We start from the raw sequence: 20,518 nt of genomic DNA on the forward strand, positions 1-20,518 counted from the left end.
TTCAATCTTTCGAAGCGGTCTGAAAGTCCGCTCTTGGGAAAATCGCCGATTTCCTTCGCGCCTGCAGCAGTGGCACTGATCCTTCTTGCGTGAATGTCTCGAAAGGGCTGCCTGCCGTCATCTGTGATGGCGTCAGCTCAGATGAATCTGGCAAAATCTGGCGCTGCACCGCCGCAAGGCAGCTTTGGGCTTATTCAGTTGAAAAACTCGCCGATTTGAATGCTCGGTTTTGATCTCGATATCTGCACAGCCGAGACCTTGATCATATGGCGGGTGTTGTTTGGGGAGCCGTGATGAGCTTTGCGAGTTTTCTGAGGTTCTGGGCGGTGGCGGCGAGGTGGAATTCGTCGCGTGCGCCGCATGGACCACGTAATCGGAGGCGTCCGAGACCGAGGATGCGTTTGAGGTGGGCAAACAGCATCTCGACCTTCTTCCTGAGCTTGCAAGAGATCGCGTATTGGGTGGTTTGGGCGATGGCGCGCGCCACGTCTCGGGATGGTTCGTGGACCGACCGTGTTACCTTGCGCCGCGGCTCTTTCGGGCAGCATCGGCTTTTCAGGTTGCAGGCGTCGCAGTCGGATCTGCGGGCACGATAACGAAGGATGCCGTCCTTGTCCGGTTTCGGTTCCCTCGGCTTTGTGAAGGCCCGGCGGTATTGTTTGAGTTCCTTGCCACCTGGACAGATGTACGCGTCATTCTCAGTGTCATAGGTGAAGTCGGCTCGCTCGAAGGTCCCGTCGTTGCGACCGGATTTATCGATAACCGGGATATACGGAGCAATGCCATGATCGACAAGCCAGCCAAGCATGGGTCCCGAACCATAAGCCGTGTCTGCGATCAACCGTTCCGGCTTGAGATCATGGCGCTGGTGCACCCGACTAACCATGGTTCGGGTAGCACCGACCTCAGCCTGTCGGATAGACCGAGTTGCTTCAACATCCAGGATCACACCGTTGTCGGTGTCGATCAGATAGTTGGCGGAATAGGCAAAATAGGCGGGTCCACCCCGTGCCCCTGTCCATTGCGAGGCTGGATCGGAATGTGAGGTGAACTTCGGCTTCACCGGGCTTGCAGCACCAAAGGCGGCTTCATCCAACGTCTCTAGGTATTCCCTGACGGCGCGGGGTGCATCTTCAGGGACGATCTTCTCAGGTGCCCAATCCCGCTGCGGTGAGGAGTTCTGCCGATTGGCATCAGCCTGGATCAGGCTGGCGTCAGCTGCGAAACGCTGCCCACTGGCCAACCCTTCCTCGATACAGCGCGTAACAACCGTCTCGAACAAATGCCGCAAAAGGTCACTGTCTCGGAAACGGCCGTGCCGGTTCTTCGAGAAGGTCGAATGGTCCGGCACCGGATCAGTGAGATCGAGGCGGCAAAACCAGCGGTACGCGAGGTTGAGATGCACCTCGTCACAGAGCCGACGCTCAGATCGAATGCCCATCACGTAGCCCACCAGCAGCATCCGGATCATCAGTTCCGGATCAACTGACGGTCTGCCCGTTGAGCTATAGAAGGGGGCAAGGTGTCCCCGGATGCCTGAAAGTTCGACGAACCGGTCTATGCCACGGAGAATGTGATCCTGAGGAACATGGTCCTCAATCGAGAACTCGTAGAACAACGCTCCCTGCGCTTCCTGCCTCGGCCCCATCATCGCGGTCAATCTCCTGCAACGTCGCAAGAATTGAACCAGTCAATCCAGCACCAAACAAGAAGAGTTTTTCAACAGAATAAGCCCATACTTACCGATGCTGCGCACTGCATGGATGTCCACTGTTTCGCAACTAGGCCTCCAAGCCGTTGATGATGAGCGACCTAATAGACCTTATCGCGTGTTCGCTTGGCTTGATCGTTGACAGCCCGCGCAAGCCCACCCCGTCAAGCGCGTCGAGCACCATGCAGGCTACAGCGCGCGGATCGTCATATGGCACGAAGATGCCCGACTTGGCACCCTTGTTCAGGCAGCTGACCAAGGCATCAATCAATCTGCTGCGGTTCGCGCCGAAGACCTCGGCGATGGCCGGATTTCGCAGAGCCTCGGTCAGGATCTCGACGCCCAGCAACGCATTCTCCGGGCGCGCCGCATAGGCTGCGTATTGATCAAAGAACTGTTCCAGTGCGGCCCGAGGATTGTCAGCATTTGACAGAAGTTCGATGAAGCCGGACAGCTCCTCTCCCTCCAACTCGGCGATAAAGGCGAGAACAGCGTCCTTGCCTTTGAAATGGTTGTAGAGATTGCCCAGGCTGATCCCAGCCTGTTTGGCAATGTCGCGGACACCCGTCTGATGATAGCCATGCTCCAGAAAACAGGCCACCGCAGCATGTGTTATTTCGAGCTTGCGTGGATGGATAGACGTTTCAGTTTCAGGCAATGGCTTGACGCTCCGACGTTTGGCGACTAGGTGGTGAACGATCGTTCGTTCATATCATTGAGTGAACTGCGAAGAAAAGGGTAAATCATGACGTTTCAAAAGCACTGGTACCTTGGGTTTCTTGGCCTGATCGGGGTCTATGAACTCCCAAAGCTGATTGGGGTCTTTTCCGCGGATGGATCATGGTGGGATCTCACGAGCGCACTTTGGTTTCTTTGGTTTCTCTACTTTATCCCCGAAACAAGATCTGACGCCTCTGATACCGCACCCTGATCCCGCCGGTATCACGGCATCCTTATGATTTCCGACTTTCAACAGATGCCGGAAGACCAGCCAAACACGCCAGTTGCGAAGTAGGCAGACATGATGAAACAGACCCAGCAGCCTCCCAAGAACAACCGCCTCGAAGGCCTCGACCTGGCGCGCTTCCTGGCGTTTGTCGGCATGGTCATCGTGAATTTCAAGATCGCCATGGGGGCTGATGGGGGGAGCGGTGTTCTCAATCTGCTGACCACCGCCCTTGAGGGGCGCGCCGCTGCCACGTTTGTCGTTCTGGCGGGCATAGGGCTGGGTCTGGCGGGCCTCAAGGGGCTGGATCAGACGGTCTCAGTCACCATCAAACGTGCGGTATTCCTGCTGGTGATCGGCCTCTTGAACATGACGATCTTTGACGCCGACATCCTGCATTACTATGCGTTCTACTTTCTGTTTGGCGTCTTTGTGTTACCGCTGGGCTCGCGGGCGCTCTTCGGGGTTCTCGTGAGTCTCAACATCGCCTTTGTGACGATGATCCTGACACTGAACTATGACGCAGGCTGGAACTGGGATGACTACACCTACACCGGCTTCTGGACACCCTTGGGCTTTGTGCGCAACCTTTTCTTCAACGGCTGGCATCCCGTAATCCCGTGGCTAGGGTTCCTTCTGTTCGGCATCATTCTCAGCCGTATGTCCCTCGCGGAACGCGCGACGCAATGGAAACTCGTCCTTGGGGGTGTGATTGCCTTTGTCGTCGCTGAGGGCGCGAGCGCGTGGCTTATGGCCCGGCTCGGACCGATTGACCCGGAACTTGCAGTGCTGGCATCCACGGCCCCCGTGCCGCCTATGCCACTCTATACCCTCGCGGGCCTTGGCGCTGCCTGCGTTGTCGTGGGGGGCTGCCTGCTGGTCTCGGATCGTCTGAAGGCAATGGGCGTTCTGCGTGTGCTGACCCCTGCGGGGCGGCAAACTCTGACGCTCTACATAGCCCACATTCTCGTTGGTATGGGGACGCTAGAAGCCTTGGGCATGCTCGGCGGGCAGACCGTTGCACAGGCGGTTGGGGCATCCCTCCTGTTCTGTTTCGTAGCAACCGTCTACGCGCTGATCTGGGCGCGCTGGTTCAAACGTGGACCCGTTGAAGCAGTGATGCGAAAGCTGGCAGGCTAGCGCCCAACGTAGGCAGCCACAATGAATGCGCGTTGCAATGCGGCCATTGGAGCCGACGCAACGAAAGCACAGTTTGTCCGCTCCTTTCCCGTTCGATGACACTTGGTGGCTGGTTGTCCAGAATTCCAAGCCGATGCAGGCTGTCGTGTTCAAATACGTCCAGCTCAGCCATCAATAATCGCGGGTCCGGCGCGAGCAAAACATCAACCAGCATACTGTCCAATGTGACACCAAGCTGTTCCAATGTGTTGATCTGTTGCTGTGCCCAATTGGCACGGTCCGTATAAAATTGCGCGTTGCCTTGCCCGTATACGAGGCCTGCAACCATCAAAAAGCTGATGCACACCGGGGCTGCCACTGCAACACATATGCGTGCGCCCAACCTCATCGCGCATCTGCAGTTGTTGCTTCCACCCACAGATCCCAGTTGCCTGTGGCATCGATCTGCAGATTGTAAGCGCCTTCGGTTCGGGCGTGAAACCGCTCTGTGCTGGCGCCGCCGATATGAAGGTTTTGGACGACGTCCTGTGCAGCATTCAGAACAGTCACAACCATTACAACATCGCGGTTTCGAAACACCAATGTGTCCGTTGCCGCAAGATCGATATGTTGGAACTCTGCGCCACCATGGCCCGTTTGATGAAATCTCAAACCACCATCCGCAAGTGCATCATAACAGGACAGGCGTTCATCCGCGTTCAAGATCCCACGACACGGGCCAAGCGCCAGTTCTGTTGTATGTCCCGTAGAATGCGCAAGTCCAAAACCCAGCGCCAATGGCACAAAAACACGTTTCATGCTCTTTTCAAGCACGAACCAATCCGCCGACAAATTGGACTTAGGTCGAAGAGGCTCAATGCCGGCTTCGCTCAAAGATGGGACCGCCAAGCGCAAGGCGGGTACAAGAACAGATGATACAAACAACCTCTTTGTCTTCGTCATTCCTGTCTGAACTGGTCGCGGCGAAAGTGGAACCCGCAAACGGTCGGTCTGGAGACATGCCCTCTGCGGCGGCGGTTCGGTCGCCGCAGGCGCGGCGAACGGCGGCTTTTTTTGGTCGTCGTGCAGCGTGTGATTGCTGCCCAGCTGGCAGGAACTAGGGCTTCGCAAAGATCACTTCTTCCCCTTAGCAGAAAAATGGTTGAACCGATAAGCCCACCTTTCCCTGATAGGGGGGTGGGCGCGCCAAAAAACCTAGTGTTTGGAACGGCCGAAAATGACCTGATTGGAGGCTACCAAAACATCCTCGTTCAAGACTCAAGATCTTATTGCAGTTTTTTGAACGTCTCCTGACAGCCGACATTCGCTGCGAAGCCGAAATCTTGAAACCTGGGCTCAAAGCATGCGTAATTGGGCTGCCCTCTATTCTGAGGTCGAGCTCCCGATAGGATCACAGGATATCTGTGAACAAGGGAGATAGAAGATGGAATACTTTTCTGGAATAGACGTATCGCTACGATCCTGTGCGCTTTGCATTGTCGATGGTAAGGGAACCGTACTGCTTGAGCGAGAGCTACCATGCGAGGTCCGCGCCATCACTGAGTGGCTTGGAACGTTTCCCCATCCGATTGAACGGGTCGGTTTTGAAGCGGGCACGATGAGCCAACATCTGTTTTTTGGCTTGAAGGCAGCAGGTTTTGACGTCGTTTGTATGGAGGCGCATCAGGTCAATGCGGCGCTGTCGGCGATGCGCAACAAGACAGACAAGAATGATGCGCGTGGCATCGCTCAGGTCCTCCGCACCGGTTGGTTCAGCCCGGTTCACATGAAGAGCCGCGAAGCGCATGGCGTTCGCGCTTTGCTCAGCACACGCAAGGCACTGCTCAAGAAGACGATGGACCTCGCCAATGAAGTACGTGGGCTATTAAAGATCTTTGGCATTCGTCTTCCCATGACTGTGAAGCACGGCAGCTTTGACGGTGTCGTACGGCCACTGATCGAAATGGACGAAGTTTTGGTTCATGCTTTGGTGCCGCTGCTAGATGCACGCGTCGTCCTGTATGAACACTTTTGGGAACTGGATCGCAGGGTCAAACGCGCCGCCAGCCAAGATGAGGGGTGCATGCGAATGATGACGGTTCCAGGTGTCGGGCCGATTGCCTCGCTCACCTTCAAAGCTGCAGTCGATGATCCCACGCGCTTCAAACGGTCACGGATTGTTGGTGCGCATTTTGGTCTGACACCGCGACGCTATCAGTCTGGCGAACATGACAATCCCGGCCGCATATCGAAAGCTGGAGATCGAGATGTCCGCGCAACACTGTACGCTGCCGCCAACGCTTTGCTTATGCGCACGATGGCGGGGTCCCAGATCAAATCATGGGGCATGCGACTGATGCGGACCAAAGGACGCCGTCGCGCTGTTGTTGCGGTCGCACGGAAACGCGCCGTCTTGCTGCATCGCATGTGGGTTGATGGCGCGGAATTTCGTCAGGATCAGGTAGGAGGCGAGGCATGACTTAATACGCAACCCATCCCATCCTAACGGGGTCGTCCCTCACCGGACGAGGTCTGTGGAAGAAGCCGAAAAAGTCGGTTGCGCAAGTTGAAGCGCGTCTCAGAGCAAGGTTCTCCACTGCCGATCCGACATAGGCGTGCAGCGATGCCACCAAAGAGCATCATCCAGACTGCGAAGAGAAGCGTGACCCGGATGAGCGACACTGACCCAAAAGAATGAAGGAAAACGAGCTTGACCCCAACACCCAATTAGAGAAGCCGCCTGGCGGCGCTGCGGCAGCAGAGGTGCAGCGAATCCGCACCTGATCCATGCTGCCAGATGACGCCAGCCAGCCCAAAGCGGTCCCTTACACGACAGGCTTTAGGCTCGACGCTGCGTCTGCGAAATTTGAAGGTCAGTTTCTCATAAGCAGACACTCAACCGTTTCAGGCCGCCCGATCTGATGCTGAGCCATCTACCGATGTCTGCGAAAGGCAAGATAGCGACATTTGCAAAGTCGCAGGGTCTGGCCGTTGAGAGGCGGGCGCATGCTGCACGCACAATGGAAGGAGCGGACCTTCGCCGCGGGTGCACTCACTCGCTTGGTACCGCCTTGAGGGTCGCTGCCTCCTTCTCGGAGGCAGCTGCCACCTCTGGGGATTTCTCCCGCCATTCCTCAGCCCGCTGTTCTTTGAGGCTGCGACGGTTGATCCGCTCGTCAAAGCCAGCCATTTACAGAGCGGCGTTGGCTTTGCCTGTCGGACCGAACGGAAATCCGAACAATCCTGCCTTGAGAGCTGGGTTGAACCGATCACGGTTTAAGTCAGATCAGGGCTTGTTGGGGTAGCTTTCCCGCGCATGATCGATATCCAGCATGTTAGGCCCAATCCCACCATGTGACATGCGCACGTATTTGGTGCGGATCTGGCGGCGCGCTTCCTCTGGCAGGCTTTGCCCCGCAATCATCATGTCTACCATCGGCTGCAGATCAGGCGGGACGGCGACTGGAGCGTCCCGCAATGGAACGCCTGCCTGCCGTGCGCGCGCCAGCATCGCCATATAGCCCGCAGTCCAAAGTCCAGGCTCAATCATCCGGCGATAGTTGTAGTCCCAATTGCGCATCAACAGGTCAACGTTGTTCGACGGGGGGATCCCCTGCCGATAGGCCGTGTCCCAATATCCTCGTTCCAGCAGGAAACGGGGCGGGTTCAGCGTATCTTCGACATATTGAGCAGGCGGGGTCGACCCACCGATATCGCCATGGTTTCCTGGCATCACCACCTCAACCCCATGGCCGGGCTTCACACTGGATGACGGGAAAAACGCGCGGAACTCATCATCGGCGACGATGTGAAAGACATGCGCCGCAGTGTCGGCACGAATATCAAGATCGGCGACTTCCTCGGACGGCAAAAGCTTGCAGATCGGACTAATGACAAAAGAAACCTCGCAGGCAACATTGGCGATATCGTCCCCTATCTCATATTCTCTATCATCGCCGGGGATACCAAACGAACCAACGGTGTCATAAAGTCCCAAAAACCGCACCTCGGCATTGGGCAAGTCCCCCTGCGCGATCAGATTGGCAAAGACCCGCGCCGTCGCCGCCCCCCGCGAAAATCCGAATATGTCGATCTTGATGGAACGGATGGAGGATGAGCCGCCGAGTTCGTCAATTGTTAGATTAAGGGCTCTGGTCGCTTCTTCCAGCTTCTCTTCCAGACCGGATTGCCCAAGCCCCGTCGCAGCTGCCAGACCCTCATCAGGCGCACCTGTTCTTGTCCCGATCCCTGGTATATATCGAGAACGATAAGCTTGATCTGTTCCCCCACAGCTGTTGCGAGTGCTATCTTCCGGTTGAAAATACTCCCCGCTCAGTCGCGCGACGTTGGTGACGTAGTTGTCATAGCTACCACCAGTTTCCGCGGTCGTGCCACTGTTGAACGCAGCCACATTTGCCGCGTTGTTGTAAGTTCCGTCAAAGAACACACCAAAATTGAGCGCAACATTCGGGCACGTCGCAATGATGGAACCAACGTCTGAGTTTGCCGTGGTTGAGGTGTCAGCCATAATAGCTTCGGCCCGCCCCCAAATAGATGGTTTTTTCGTATCGTCCATAACGCATTACTTCTCTGGTTCAGGGCAGCGTGGAGTGGGAACAGGTGTCGTTCTTTTGGCTTTCAAACGCTCCAGATCTACGCCCCATATCCTGTCCAGTATCGCCTCTACCTTTGCTGCACTCAGCGGCAGCGTGTCGATAAGCTGCGCACAGGTTTCAAAAGCAATGGGATAGTCCTCGAGGGTCGGCAAAGTAGAGGTTGTTCGCGCCATTGCACCCTCCCACCGGTCTTCCGAAATAACTCGGATTACAAAGCCACCGTTTGGTTCGAATGTCATATAAAGTGGAATGCTTCCATCGCCGAACCAAGGATAGTCGGCCTTATCTATGCGCGTCTGGGTTTTATACTGACGTCCGGTCCAGATATCTGTCCATTCCAGTTTTATGTCCAACTTTGTGTCAGCGGGTACAGATAGGGCGGGAACTTTCAAAATAATCCCGCGACTGCCAACAGGCGGTATCCGCGTCGCACCAAAATCTGCGACATCTGGTGAGAACAAGACGCTTCCATTTATGGTCAGCGTGTAAATCACAGGCGCACCGGCATGGGCACCAACCTCATATGACACAGGGATCGGTCTTGGGGGCTGTGATGTCGGCCCGGGCGGCTCTGATAGTGCGCGCACCATAAAAAACAGCAACAGGCAGAGTACGGCGAAAAGGCCAAGGCGGGGCAAAGTCATCCAGGTATATCTTTCAAATAACACATAAATTCAGCAATCCAGCCCTTCAAATTCAGGGCCACTCGTAAATCGAGCTTGAGCTCCATTTGTGCCCCCATTCGGCTGCGCGAGCAATGGCAGAACGCTCTAAATGCGACGAGCGCAAGCCCCGGCCTGGTTTGTGGGACTTTCCTGAACCTTCCCATCTCTTCGATCTTGCGACCCGTTGGGCCAGCGATATGCGCGGATTTGCGATCTTCAGCCAGCGTCCTTGCCACGCCGCCGCTGGCGGCGGCCCCTCCCTCCTCCACGGCCCTATGTCGTGCGGTGTCAACACGGGTTTTGCAGACGTTGCAACTGGGTCAAAAGCTGATATGAACACACGCAATAATTGATTTGTTTAGGTTTGATACGTTGGTTCTGAAGTTTTCAAAAGGTCAATTAGGGGCCTTTGAAGCAGACGCCGCATTGCGATGGGATCGAGAGACAGCTCAGGCTGTACTGGATCTATACCCAGCGCATATGGCTGCTTTGGGCGTGTCTCTGGATCAAGTCGCAGCCTTTGTGCGGACCGTTCGCGATTATGCACAAGCCTACCACATCACAACCAAACGCGAGACGTTCAAGCTGGTTGTGATCAGTGTTTCACTTGGTGTGCATTTTCCCCATGACCCTCGGTTTGAGCAGGGAGTTGCATCTTCGCTCGGTCGCACAGAAATCCCGCAAGACCGCCGCCTTGTGTTGCTAAGCGATTTTGTCGAAGCGTGGCTCAGTGCGACCTGGACGGAAGAGGGCCTGGATGTCATCGGTGCACGTCTGGTCGAGCGTATCAAACGCTCCTTGGCACCTGAGGATATGCTGCATGGGCTCGTCCCACAAAGCCCGACGATAGCAACGCAACCGCGGCGAGATGCGTTTCTGACAGCCTGCCTGTCCCATGCAGATGGATACGGTTTGCGTGATCCTCAAAGGCGGGCGGCCTATGTCGGCGGGGCGCTTATCCATGGAATATACTGGTTCGACAACCCGCTGATGATCTCGCTTCGCCGCATTGTGGAAGGGGCGGAGACGACGGGCCAGATGCATGAGCAGATGAGCGATTTCTATCGGGGGTTTGCCTGATGGGTCCGAACGGAAATCCGAACAATCCAGACCTTCACACGCAAGGGATAGCTGCAGCAGAAGGCCAGCCCAATGGTGATGTTGGCCAAATCTGCGAAACCTGCCCTGACAATTGGGTTGAAGCCGGCGCCGTTGATGAAAGCACCGGCCAACCAATACCGGGCATAGGATACCGCATCTATGATATGATGAGCGGTGATCGCGTGGCCTCCGGGGTACTCGACGAAGAGGGGAAATCCCCCCGCCACACCATCCCGATGCCAGCCACACAGCTCTATGTTGTCTTTGGCACAGAAGAGGCCATGGACGAGGCCGAAGAGCAGATCGGAGAGCGCCAGCGCGAACATGCTCTTCAAGCCAATGCGCGACCCGATTGGAATGGCATTCCGGCTGGTTTGGATGAGAGTTCTTTCAACCAGGCCTTTAATAACAAAGCGATTGAGACGGGGCGAATCCCAACCCGAAGGCCCAGTTTAATTGGGGCGTCCTTGGCAGGCTGGAAATCCATCTATGACTTCGTTTCCTCGGGATTTGATGGCGATGCGACTCGACGAGAGTTCTATCTCGACGAACGCGCACGCAGTTTTGACGAGTATCAGCTCGTTACCGGTGCGCGGGAAGCCTCTCGCTGGGAAAGCGTCTGGGGCGGCGCAGGTCAGGGCATTTCTTTTGGCTTCGGCGAAGAGGGCATGGCGAAGCTCGACAACCTGTTCTCGGGGCGCTCTTACGAAGAAGCCGTCGCTGCCCGCCGACAGATAATGGAGGCAGAGCGTCTCGCCAACCCCGGACACTTTATCGGTGGTGAGATTGCAGGCGCGGTCCCAACGATATTCGTGCCGGTAGGAGGCGCGGCCGGACGCGCAGTGTAAGCGGGCAAAGGGGCGACAGGCGCTATCCGTGCGGGGGCCACGACAGGAGCCGCCACAGGTGCCCTGTCAGGGGCCGGACACGATGAGGGCGGCGTGCTCGACCGCCTCGATGGGGCCGCCGTCGGAGGCCTCACCGGGGGCATGGCCGGAGTCGTCCTATCCGGTGCAGGCGTGCTGATTGCGCGCGGCGTGTCACGGACGCGGATTTGGGCGAGAACACGCGGAGGGCGCATTCCTCAAGGTTTAACTGAAGAACAGTTTCGGCGCGCATCGGAACGCGTTCGTGCTCATGCTGATGAAATGGGCCTCGGGGACGATATCTTTGTTCAGGGAAGCCGTGTGGGTGGAACAGCGCGCGCCGGGTCAGACATGGATATTGCAATTCGGGTTCCGCCTGACCGTTTTGACGAAATACTCAACGATCCGAACATTGTTCCCAACCGCATTCTCAATCCCAACCCTGGAACGGCGGCAGAAAGAACGCGAAATATGATTATTCAACAAGGTAGGATACACAGAGGTGAGGCCGGATTGCGCGGTCTTGCACGCGAGTTACAGGCTGAGCTAGGCATGGACGTAGATGTCTCGATTATTCGCGCAGGCGGCCCGTTCGACAATCCACCAATGATTCCTATGCAATGAGGCCACCAATGACAGACCTAACCTGCCGCCTTTACGTCGATGGAAGTGCCAACTTGGAGGAGCTAGCGACACAGTTGTTACAAATCGTCGACGGCAAACGGGTAGGCCGTACAATATCAACGTCCAGCTTTGAGATCGACCTTGAAAAATCTGAAGATTTCGATCCAATCAGATCGAATGAGGAAGATGGGTTTCTTTATTGGTCAATGGGAGCGTACCTTGAACCAAGAAGTAATAGTGTCTCCGAGAATTCATATATTGCGGCAGTGTCGACAATGATCAAAGAAATGCGAAAGCGAGGACTAAGGGTAGTAGCCTCATGTGATTTTGAGGATGACATCGCCCGACTGACCGGATGGAACTGGTCCGAACGTACACCTGTGCATCCATGATGTTCGACGACGCGGCGTACGAATACGCAACCCTTACGAGGAACTTGTGGCCGAACGCCGTCAATTGATGAACGCCCAGCGGCTGGCCAACCCGAACTGGTTTGTCGGCGGCGAGATCGCCAGGCGCAGTCCCGACGATCTTCGTTCCGGTCGGAGGTGACGTATGGCACGATGAGGGCGGCGTGCTCGACCGCCTCGATGGGGCCGCCGTCGGAGGTCTCACCGGGGGCATGGCCGGAGCCGTCCTCTCCGGTGCAGGGGTTATCATCGCAAGAGGGGTATCGCGGACGCGGATTTGGGGGAGGGTTGCACGCCAACTTTCTCGAACAAACGTGGATGAACGTAAGTTTTCAGACTATGTTTTCCGTCCAGGAGCAACCCATGGGAAGAACAAACCTTTTGAATCACTAGGCTATTCTAGAGAACACAGCGGCGAGCTAGCGGAAATGTGGAGGCGTCGAGCGGCTCAGAAAGTTGCGCAAGGTCAGTACACATTGGGACGGGCCGATCAATATGGGCAGCGCATCAACGTCGAGATCGCTGTCCCAGGCCGCGGTGATGCAGCAGGTCGAACAAGCTATATGAATTCGGGTTGGATGCTTGCTTCTGACGGCTCACTGCGTTTAAATACTCCGTTTCGGGTTTTACGAGGTAGACAATGCAGCAACTCAATGAGTTCGACACGGTACGTTATATAGGCCCATTTGATCGGGAATTAGCTTTGGCTTCTGGCGAAGTTGGGATTACTTTGGATGACTATCGTGATGGAAACTATGAAGTTGAATTTGCTCTTCCAGATGGAACGACGTGGCTTCAATGTGCATTGCCAAGTTCCCTACTGGAATTGATGCCTCAAGGTTCCCAACCCGTGACACCTATCGCTTCTGCAATTTATTCAGTCATCGAAGCATTTGAGCGAGGAAACGCTGTACTTTTTGATTATCCACCAACTGGTGAGAGACTTACTGTCAAGAGGATCCCTGATGGGGGATTGGTAGTGACGACCCCATCGCTTGGCACCGTGGCGTCTGTGGCGCGAGCAAGGCGACTATGATGCCCCCTACAGCTAACCATGTAGAAAGGGCGTACAACCTTGCAAGCGCGGCCCATCACGGACAGGTAGACAAGCTTGGCGTCGACTATATGTCCCATGTCCTTGCAGTTGCAGCTGCCGTAAGTCACTTTGGTGAGATTTATGAGGTGGTCGCATTGCTGCACGATACTGTTGAAGACTGTGAGGATCGCGACATCGTGAGCTTGCCCATGATTGAAGAGATGTTTGGGAAAGAGGTCAGAGATGCTGTAGATTGCATCACAAAGCAACCAGGTGAAGAATACAGTGCTTATCTTAATCGCATTTTGACCAACCCTATTTCTACTGCAGTTAAACGCGCAGATCTGGCCCACAACCAGTCAAGGCTTCACTTGTTACAAGATAATGAGCAAAGAGCACGCCTCGAGCGGAAATACTCAACCGCCCAAAAGGCGCTTCTTTCTATCACGTAAGCGCCCCCAAATGACACGGTAAAGCCCCCGAAAATTAGGGGTGTGCGGAAGTAGAGTTTTCTCGAAGATGAAGGAGGAGATTCTGATGAAGAAATCGAAGTATGATCCTCCCCCACTGAAGTGGTCCTCCGCTATGTTTAGGAAAACGGAGGAAACACATGGCCAACAAGCGACCAAAGCCCGAAGGGATTGTCACGAAGTTACGGCAGGTTGAGGTTCTGACGGGACAAGGGATGCCGCGTCTGGAAGCTATTCGATAGATTGGTGTGATTGAACAAACGTTCTATCGTTGGAAGAAGAAGTACGGCGGAATGGGCACAGACCAATTGAAGGAACTGAAGCGGCTTCAGAAAGAGAACGAGCGGTTGCGCAAAGCCGTTTCTGATCTGACGCTTGATAAGCTGATCCTGGCGGAAGCTGCAAAGGGAGTGATGGGCGTCTAGGAATTGATCCTGTGGATCAATTCAGGCCAGAACGGGCGGAGCCCCTGAGCCCCGCTCGTCGTCGCGCCTGCATTGACCGTGTTCGTATGGAGCTCATGACCTGCCCCCCGAGGCTCCCTCATTCATAAAGAGAGTCTGCGGGTCTGTTTTTCATAATCTTGGGTTTCGGTTTTGGGGAACTTGCCTACTAAATCAATGCCAAACCCGTAAACTGCAAGAAAAGTATCATCCACCGATAAACACGTCTCCAGACCCGCTTGCGATGGAACCGCCGCAGTCGATGGCGTCGCCGACGCGGCCAGCGGGTTGGCCGTTGATGAACACGCTCCCGGACCCGGCTGAAAGTGCGCGTCCGTGGGGTGGGTGTTTGGGCTTTGCGTGCGGCGCGAAAGGGTCCCCTTTGCGCAGCGCGGGTTTGCCATTGGCGTAAACATCTCCGCTTCCAGCCGTGGCCGGTGTGGGCGGGAAGCCATCGTGTCCAGATCCTGTATCGCCTTTGCGGCCTGCTGCGGGCAACTTTTCATCCCTCCGTACGGTCTAAGAGAACAAACACACTCAATGCCGCTTGAATGGCATAGATTGGATTGTGATTCACAATGTCAAATATCAAGGGCACTACATTTCCGATCTGATATTCTAGGTCGAACTCTTTGATGAAACCGCCGCTATTGCCAAAGGGGAAGGTTTCAATCCGGTTGGCTGCAAGCATGTTGCCTGCAGAAGGGATGAAACCGGGAGCAAAAGTCACAATGTTGTCGATATTGCGTATGCCATTGGGGTGGCCACTGCTGTCTACAGGCTCATAGCCAGGCAAACGGAAACGGATTTTGTAGGATGACGTTTGGAAAGACATTGTCGGGCGTGCTAACGCATTGACACCGTCCAAAGTCTCGACAGCTCTTTGAATAGAAGTGTCTCCTTCCGGGCCGGGCGCGAGTTGCCCCGTGCCCTCTTCAATTATCGCCATTGGGTCACCCCAGATCCGCACCAAAGCGTTGCCGTCCAAATGGCGGACCGATCGCATCGAGAAATGTTGATGCACACGCCGAAAAGAGTTCGGAGGAACCGTGTCATTGATGTAAATTTGCCCCACTGCAATCGTGTCGGAACCTCGGGTCAAAAGGCTCTCTTCAAACCGACGTTCGCGGCGAAACAAAGTTTCCGTGTTCGCCATTGCAGGCCGAGCTATATCGTCATTGGGTATGGCGCATGCAAAAGGGCCATACCCAATGTCCTCGGGCAAAGCCAACGCAGGACTTCCAAACATGTCCAATCCGTCTTTGATACCCATTTCATTCAGCCTTTGCGCCAGTGTCGTTACTAGGTACAGTGCCAAAATCAGATTTTGAGATAAGCCCCCAATACGACGCGCGGACCAGCCAATCCTTTTGCAGTACATCACGCTCTATCCCCGTGACGCCACTGCCACACACCAACGGTGCGGATTCTAGCTTTTCGGTCGCAGCAAGGGGCACAGTGGGGTTAACAGCAAAGTCGCACAACACAGGAGAACTGGCTAGAAAAGGTTCTGGTAAGGCATTGATAGTGTCTTTCAGACACCCTCTTTCTTCACCAGCTAAGGTGCAGGTCAGCGCTGCCTGCAACAGGAAATCAATGTCCCCTGCATAGCGTGGCTCTAGCTCATTGATCTGCATTTGCCGCCCTAATTGCGCGAAAGAAAGCGCTGAAATGGATGTCTTCCGTATTTCCGCATCGTCAATTTTGGCAACCTGTAGTATCGTTTGCATACGCAGCCCCTTGCAGGCGTCGACATTCAGAGCTTTCACGCCCTGCCTTAAGTCCCTAAAATAAATCGCAGCATGGATAGCATCAGACACCGTAATCAATGTGTCAGGCGTATCTGCACAGAAATACAACTTTGGTGAAAATTTATCTGCAACAGCTGCTCCTGCCCAAATGACGCTCATTAGAGCGAGAGCGGTTGTTAATTGAGCCATATGGAAACTCCATTCACCGTGATCTTGGCGCCGCTAATAGCGATGTCACCATTTGGTTTGAGCATGATTTCGGCAGTCCCACAGCGCAAGATCATTGCGCCATCCGATGCCATTACCATATTGCCTGCCGCGTATTGCGAAATGGTTTGGTGCGACGTTAGCTTTACGTCATCTCCTGAGGTAACAGAGAATATGTCTTTGGCGCTAAAGGTGATACCCTCGTGGCTGCCGACTGTGTATTCTCCTCCCGATTGGATGGCGATTTCGGTTGCTGCGTTCATAACCATTCCGCCCGGTCGCATTGCAGAAAGCGATTCAGGGTCTTGCAACAACGCTGACATTGCGAAACCAAGAGTGCCACCGTTTCGGAAGTATTGGCTATTCACTACCGCAAGTGGGCTCGTCCGGCCACTTTCAGGTGTGACCGTTCCGCCCGCCGTGATCATTCTTCCCAGTCCGGCATATTCAATAGAAAGACCTGCAATTACTTCTCTAGGGGGCTTATGTTTATTTCCACCCATTTTCCATTGCCGACTTCTTTCGCCGCAAAATACGTGAGCGAGATCAAGCGTCGCCCAGCCAACGACCAAGCACCAAGAAGAACCCCGACAAGGTACCCTTTAAAACCTCCTATCGCTGACATCGTAACGAGTGTCACAACAAAAGATACGGCAAACCCATTGTAATATGAAATCCGAAGAAACGTCTTTGTTGCTTTAATCATTCTTCCCACCAAGTCTCATTCATAATGTCATGAATGACATCAATTGGACCATTTATGTCATCGAGATAAATCTCATCTATCTCCCCGCTCAATACCCGGAGTGTGATTGCATCACGAATATCGTCTTCCTCATCCTTAATAGCAGAATACATATGACCGAAGACATAAACACCAAGTAATCCCATGGCGCCGCCTCGAGATCCAAGTGCCACGACCCCGCGACCCTTCGTCGCCGCTTGTATTACGCCGCTCCCACCGGACATCAGGCGCTGCCCGCCAGCTTTAAACCCATCTGCAATACGTTTGGGTGCATTGCCCTGACTAGCAATGGCATTTTCAACGCCTTTTCCTAAGACGCCATCGATACTCCCGTAAGCCACTCCAGCACCGACAATTCCCACGACCATTTCAAAAAGCCCTGTAACAATACGACGCCAACGATATCCCGTCACAAGATCGTCCGGATTTCCCATTGTCAGCCGTCGCCACTTGGAGTGATACACGATCATCTCGGCCCGTACCCGGTAATATGATCCGCGAATTGTGCCACCTTGTGACCCCCAATTGAGCGCCAAACCATCTTTAATGTGAGGCCAAAGCCCTTCAATCTCTGATAGCGGGAAGTACTCGTTGCAAAGGTCGTCCAATTCATTCAGCGCGGCCGCTCTGTCACGGCGTCCTTCAATTGCCGGAAAAATGTACAGCCCGGTAAACAGTTGCAGCGCGGGGTTTTGCAATTCCTCAGGGATCTCATCGAAAGGTGCATCAAAGAGGTTGCAAAGGGCAATCAGGTAGTCACGACCATTTTGGTTTGGTTGAACAATCGGTGGTGGGACAAAATCTTGCATCAGTTTAGGTCTATCCTTGGGGCTTCAATCTTGACTGTTTCTTCACCCGAAATTTTTATATTCTTGCCAGACACTACAATCGATCCGTCAGAGTTTAGTTCTATTCTGCTAGCACCTGATCTGAACACTGTGCGCTCTCCTACATTTAGATCATAGAAGGTTCCAACACGTTCCGTTTTGGATCCTGTCACAGTTGCAGAGTCATTCTTCAAAATGTGAGCACGACGAGACTTCCCGACATTTACGCTGTAATTTCGCCCTACGTTCTCGTGGGTATCTGTTCCCGACGCCCTGACGCTTTGTCTACTCGCGTGTAACATCATGCTATCGCCAGCGGATGCAGTTATATTGAGATCACCCATTATATTTATGTCGCCGGGTCGGAAACGCGCGACATAGGCATGCTTGAGCGCGTCTCCTGTGCTAGATACTTTGCCGAAGAAATTTCCAAAGCCACGCATCAACGTCTCTTTCAAGGCTGTCGGACCGGAAGAAATGTTTATTCCACCGAAACTCGTCATTACAGTGACGCCAAGAGTTTCCGTCAGGCGGTTTCCCTTAACGGTGTCCACCGACTGACCAGAAACGACACTTGATCGATCGTGTTTGATAACTGTATTGAAGTCTTTTTCGGCATGGAATCGAATTTCTTCTTCACCCTTCTCATCCTCAAAACGCAGCTCATTGAACCCGCGCCCTTGGTGGGTTTCCGATCTGAATGTCGATCGTGTCTTATGCTCCGGCAGGTCATACGGCGGCTTGTTTTTTCCATTATAGACACATCCCGTGACGATCGGTTTGTCGGGGTCGCCGCGGAGGTGTTCTACGATGACTTCCATGCCGATGCGGGGGATGACCATGCCGCCCCAGCCTTTGCTGGCCCAGTTCTGGCTGACCCGCACGCGCATGGAATGCGCGCCGTCGAGGTCCCAGTGGTAGCGCACCAGAATGCGGCCGTGTTCGTCGCAGTCGATCTCGCCTTCGCCCACAACCACTGCCGTCTCGGGCCCCTGCACCCGCGGGGCGGCGGTGCGCCGTTCCGGTCGGAAGGGGGCGCTGTCGGGCATCAAGACATAAGCGCCCTCATAGGGGGTCTCATCGCCGCCTGCGTCGCCTGAGCCATAGCCCTGCGCGCGGAATTGGTGCTCGGCCCGCAGGCAGACAAAGCTCTGCCCCGTGGCGCCCGACACCGGATCACCCGCAAGCGTCACCCGCCAGCCCGCGCCCAGCGAGACCACATCGCCGACCGCCTCGTGACGTGGGGCCTGGCCGCGTTCTTCGTCAAGGCGGCGGGTCACAACCTGGCGGCCCTCATCCTGGGTCAGATAATCGCCGGGCCAGTCATAGCTTTCCACATCGCCCTGCGGATGCGCGGCATCGCCCAGCTGGTCAACCTCTTGGGTGGCATGGGGAATTTTGAAATTATACTCGGTCAGCCGCACCGCGCCGGTGGTGATCCGAGCGGCTGTTGACCATTTGCGGAAATGTTCGTCCTCGTGGCGGTGAAACCCCTCGACCCCGTAAAAGGGGCGCGCGCCACCGGGCACTTCGGGCAGCTGAACAGCGGCATCGCTCAGCACCAGCGTGTGCGAGCCAGGGGCGTGTTTCCACGACCAGCTGATGCCATGGCGCTCCAGCTGGCGGCGGATGAAATCCGCGTCGCTTTCGCCATATTGGACGGTGTATTCCAGCACCGGATAGACGCCAGAGGTCAGGATCTCCAGATGCGGATTGCCCATGGCGCCATAGGCTCCCAGCACCTCTTCGATGATCTCGATCACCGATTTATTGTGAAAGATCCGCATGTTACGCCGCAGAGAGGCAACATGCAGCCAGGGCCGCAGCACCAGATCATAGCGAAACCCGTTCTCAAACGCGCCCCGGCTTCTGGCTTCGCAGACAATCCCGTCAAAGGCACGACGGCCCTGGGCGTGGTCGATTTCCACGGTCGATTTCCACGGTGGCATGGGAGCCCAAAAGCGCGTTCAGATCGATCTGGTCCTGCAGGGACAGCGCCTCAACGCGCCACTCAAACGGCCCCGAGATCTCCTCACGGCCATCCATGCGCAACAGCACCAATTGGTCCCCGCCAAGCGCGGTCATCAGCCGACCCTGGCGGTCCTGCTGCGAAAAATGCCTATTCAAAATATGAGTCCAACAAACAGTTAATGCCAAAGGAGGTAGCAAGCCGAACGTCCGCACGCAAGACGTGTGTTAAGCGGTATTGCTGCAAAACAGCCCCAAAAACACAGCGCAGCATTCGGTAAAAGGGGCTCAAAGCCGCCTTGCGGCGGCGCGGCAGCACTGTTGCAGCAAAACAGCGCTCGATCCTAGAAGTCTTATGACGCCAGCCAGCCCTTTCGGGACATTCACGCGAGGCGGATCAGTGCCACTGCTGCAGGCGCGAAGGAAACCGACGGGTTTCCCAAGAGAGGACCTTCAAACATACTCGACAGATTGGAACGATGTTGCGCCTCGCCCGAATGTCAGCGAAGCGCAGATACCGTACTTTGCAAAGTCGTCGGATTTGGCCGATTAGGGACCGTCACATGCTGCAATGCAAAAGGTCAGCTCTATCGGACGGGCACAAAGCGACTGCCGTAAACGCAGTTAACAGAACCGCCGGGATTCTGCCGGATTGGGTCATGGTTTTTTCACTTCGAAGTCACACAAGAGTGATCGCTCAACAGCGCTAGATTTCGAAAAACTCGCAAAACGGCCTTGAGCCAAACGCCCTTTATTATAGGGAATTGCTGAAATAGGCAGGTCAAGCGCTGCTGCAGCAGCGGTCGCAGCAGTTACAAGTTATGGAACCCGCCATGCTGTCCGCGATCTTGTGAATAATATTGCGCGGCGGTTGGCAGCAATCCAATTTCCCGATACCACCCTCAACGAGAGCCGTCCTGATGATGAGGCTCCTGATGATGATGGCGCCGCTGAGACGGAAGATGAAACAGAGGGTTCGCCGGGAAATGGTTCACCTCAAGATCCGGATCAAG

Annotated in this window: 23 protein-coding genes and 1 pseudogene; 11 read left to right on the top strand and 13 right to left on the bottom strand. The window is 55.0% G+C overall.

From position 1 onward, the window contains the following. Positions 1 to 262: 262 nt before the first annotated feature. Together ACXAEW_RS08805 and ACXAEW_RS08810 are read right to left on the bottom strand one after the other, a co-directional pair. Positions 263 to 1,651, bottom strand: coding sequence for a transposase (locus ACXAEW_RS08805; RefSeq protein ID WP_474940964.1), 1,389 nt, complete (start codon positions 1,649 to 1,651; stop codon positions 263 to 265). A 130-nt stretch (positions 1,652 to 1,781) separates the two neighbouring features. Next, on the bottom strand, positions 1,782 to 2,369 hold the full coding sequence (locus ACXAEW_RS08810) for a TetR/AcrR family transcriptional regulator (protein ID WP_474940965.1): 588 nt from the start codon (positions 2,367 to 2,369) through the stop codon (positions 1,782 to 1,784). 87 nt (positions 2,370 to 2,456) lie between these two features. Between ACXAEW_RS08810 and ACXAEW_RS08815 the strand changes: the two genes are divergently transcribed. After that, positions 2,457 to 2,642 carry a hypothetical protein gene (locus ACXAEW_RS08815; RefSeq protein WP_474940966.1) on the top strand — a complete coding sequence of 62 codons (186 nt, stop codon included), beginning with the start codon at positions 2,457 to 2,459 and terminating at the stop codon, positions 2,640 to 2,642. A gap of 93 nt (positions 2,643 to 2,735) precedes the next feature. Continuing rightward, on the top strand, positions 2,736 to 3,797 hold the full coding sequence (locus tag ACXAEW_RS08820; RefSeq protein WP_474940967.1) for a DUF418 domain-containing protein: 1,062 nt from the start codon (positions 2,736 to 2,738) through the stop codon (positions 3,795 to 3,797). 384 nt (positions 3,798 to 4,181) lie between these two features. On the opposite strand, the gene ACXAEW_RS08825 is transcribed toward ACXAEW_RS08820, so the two are convergent. Continuing rightward, the gene (locus tag ACXAEW_RS08825; protein WP_474940968.1) at positions 4,182 to 4,595 is read right to left on the bottom strand and encodes a hypothetical protein; all 414 of its coding nucleotides are present in this window, start codon (positions 4,593 to 4,595) and stop codon (positions 4,182 to 4,184) included. A gap of 625 nt (positions 4,596 to 5,220) precedes the next feature. Here ACXAEW_RS08825 and ACXAEW_RS08830 point away from each other — a divergent pair. Then, the gene (locus ACXAEW_RS08830) at positions 5,221 to 6,255 is read left to right on the top strand and encodes an IS110 family RNA-guided transposase (RefSeq protein ID WP_474940969.1); all 1,035 of its coding nucleotides are present in this window, start codon (positions 5,221 to 5,223) and stop codon (positions 6,253 to 6,255) included. Between the two features lie 573 nt (positions 6,256 to 6,828). Here the strand turns inward: ACXAEW_RS08830 and ACXAEW_RS08835 are convergent. The 3 genes from ACXAEW_RS08835 to ACXAEW_RS08845 form a co-directional block, all read right to left on the bottom strand. Further along, positions 6,829 to 6,966, bottom strand: a complete 138-nt coding sequence (locus ACXAEW_RS08835; RefSeq protein ID WP_474940970.1) for a hypothetical protein — start codon at positions 6,964 to 6,966, stop codon at positions 6,829 to 6,831. A gap of 96 nt (positions 6,967 to 7,062) precedes the next feature. Then, a complete protein-coding gene (locus ACXAEW_RS08840; protein ID WP_474940971.1) occupies positions 7,063 to 8,352 on the bottom strand; it encodes a phospholipase effector Tle1 domain-containing protein in 1,290 nt (429 codons plus the stop codon). A 6-nt stretch (positions 8,353 to 8,358) separates the two neighbouring features. Further along, complete coding sequence (locus ACXAEW_RS08845; RefSeq protein WP_474940972.1) at positions 8,359 to 8,886, bottom strand: hypothetical protein; 528 nt, start codon at positions 8,884 to 8,886, stop codon at positions 8,359 to 8,361. A gap of 597 nt (positions 8,887 to 9,483) precedes the next feature. Here ACXAEW_RS08845 and ACXAEW_RS08850 point away from each other — a divergent pair. From ACXAEW_RS08850 to ACXAEW_RS08885, 8 genes and pseudogenes are all read left to right on the top strand, one after another. Next, complete coding sequence (locus ACXAEW_RS08850) at positions 9,484 to 10,137, top strand: hypothetical protein (RefSeq protein ID WP_474940973.1); 654 nt, start codon at positions 9,484 to 9,486, stop codon at positions 10,135 to 10,137. Then, positions 10,137 to 11,006: a hypothetical protein gene (locus ACXAEW_RS08855; RefSeq protein WP_474940974.1), complete on the top strand. Its 870-nt coding sequence runs from the start codon at positions 10,137 to 10,139 to the stop codon at positions 11,004 to 11,006. Before ACXAEW_RS08850 ends, ACXAEW_RS08855 begins: the two co-directional genes overlap by 1 nt. Positions 11,007 to 11,147: 141 nt before the next feature. After that, a complete protein-coding gene (locus ACXAEW_RS08860; RefSeq protein ID WP_474940975.1) occupies positions 11,148 to 11,648 on the top strand; it encodes a nucleotidyltransferase domain-containing protein in 501 nt (166 codons plus the stop codon). Positions 11,649 to 11,656: 8 nt separating this feature from the next. Beyond that, positions 11,657 to 12,040 (top strand): hypothetical protein, encoded by a 384-nt coding sequence (locus ACXAEW_RS08865; RefSeq protein ID WP_474940976.1) that lies wholly within the window; start codon positions 11,657 to 11,659, stop codon positions 12,038 to 12,040. Between the two features lie 230 nt (positions 12,041 to 12,270). Further along, a complete protein-coding gene (locus tag ACXAEW_RS08870) occupies positions 12,271 to 12,738 on the top strand; it encodes a DUF6883 domain-containing protein (protein ID WP_474940977.1) in 468 nt (155 codons plus the stop codon). Next, complete coding sequence (locus ACXAEW_RS08875) at positions 12,699 to 13,094, top strand: hypothetical protein (protein ID WP_474940978.1); 396 nt, start codon at positions 12,699 to 12,701, stop codon at positions 13,092 to 13,094. The genes ACXAEW_RS08870 and ACXAEW_RS08875 overlap by 40 nt, the downstream gene beginning before the upstream one ends. Further along, positions 13,094 to 13,546: an HD domain-containing protein gene (locus ACXAEW_RS08880; protein ID WP_474940979.1), complete on the top strand. Its 453-nt coding sequence runs from the start codon at positions 13,094 to 13,096 to the stop codon at positions 13,544 to 13,546. The genes ACXAEW_RS08875 and ACXAEW_RS08880 overlap by 1 nt, the downstream gene beginning before the upstream one ends. A 158-nt stretch (positions 13,547 to 13,704) precedes the next feature. Then, positions 13,705 to 14,081: pseudogene (locus ACXAEW_RS08885) on the top strand (transposase); the annotation flags it as partial. A 133-nt stretch (positions 14,082 to 14,214) separates the two neighbouring features. On the opposite strand, the gene ACXAEW_RS08890 reads toward ACXAEW_RS08885, so the two are convergent. The 7 genes from ACXAEW_RS08890 to ACXAEW_RS08920 all read right to left on the bottom strand — a co-directional run bounded on the left by ACXAEW_RS08890 (position 14,215) and on the right by ACXAEW_RS08920 (position 19,622). Then, positions 14,215 to 14,505 carry a PAAR domain-containing protein gene (locus ACXAEW_RS08890; protein WP_058289849.1) on the bottom strand — a complete coding sequence of 97 codons (291 nt, stop codon included), beginning with the start codon at positions 14,503 to 14,505 and terminating at the stop codon, positions 14,215 to 14,217. 4 nt (positions 14,506 to 14,509) lie between these two features. Continuing rightward, positions 14,510 to 15,391, bottom strand: a complete 882-nt coding sequence (locus ACXAEW_RS08895; RefSeq protein WP_474940980.1) for a hypothetical protein — start codon at positions 15,389 to 15,391, stop codon at positions 14,510 to 14,512. After that, complete coding sequence (locus ACXAEW_RS08900) at positions 15,282 to 15,947, bottom strand: hypothetical protein (RefSeq protein WP_474940981.1); 666 nt, start codon at positions 15,945 to 15,947, stop codon at positions 15,282 to 15,284. Before ACXAEW_RS08900 ends, ACXAEW_RS08895 begins: the two co-directional genes overlap by 110 nt. Then, a complete protein-coding gene (locus ACXAEW_RS08905) occupies positions 15,935 to 16,468 on the bottom strand; it encodes a hypothetical protein (protein ID WP_474940982.1) in 534 nt (177 codons plus the stop codon). The genes ACXAEW_RS08900 and ACXAEW_RS08905 overlap by 13 nt, the downstream gene beginning before the upstream one ends. Positions 16,469 to 16,667: 199 nt before the next feature. Further along, the gene (locus ACXAEW_RS08910) at positions 16,668 to 17,519 is read right to left on the bottom strand and encodes a hypothetical protein (RefSeq protein WP_474940983.1); all 852 of its coding nucleotides are present in this window, start codon (positions 17,517 to 17,519) and stop codon (positions 16,668 to 16,670) included. Further along, on the bottom strand, positions 17,519 to 19,465 hold the full coding sequence (locus tag ACXAEW_RS08915) for a type VI secretion system Vgr family protein (RefSeq protein WP_474940984.1): 1,947 nt from the start codon (positions 19,463 to 19,465) through the stop codon (positions 17,519 to 17,521). Before ACXAEW_RS08915 ends, ACXAEW_RS08910 begins: the two co-directional genes overlap by 1 nt. Continuing rightward, positions 19,428 to 19,622, bottom strand: coding sequence for a hypothetical protein (locus ACXAEW_RS08920; protein ID WP_474940985.1), 195 nt, complete (start codon positions 19,620 to 19,622; stop codon positions 19,428 to 19,430). The genes ACXAEW_RS08915 and ACXAEW_RS08920 overlap by 38 nt, the downstream gene beginning before the upstream one ends. Positions 19,623 to 20,518 lie beyond the last annotated feature (896 nt).

This window comes from Epibacterium sp. ABZ3_068 (assembly GCF_056159265.1).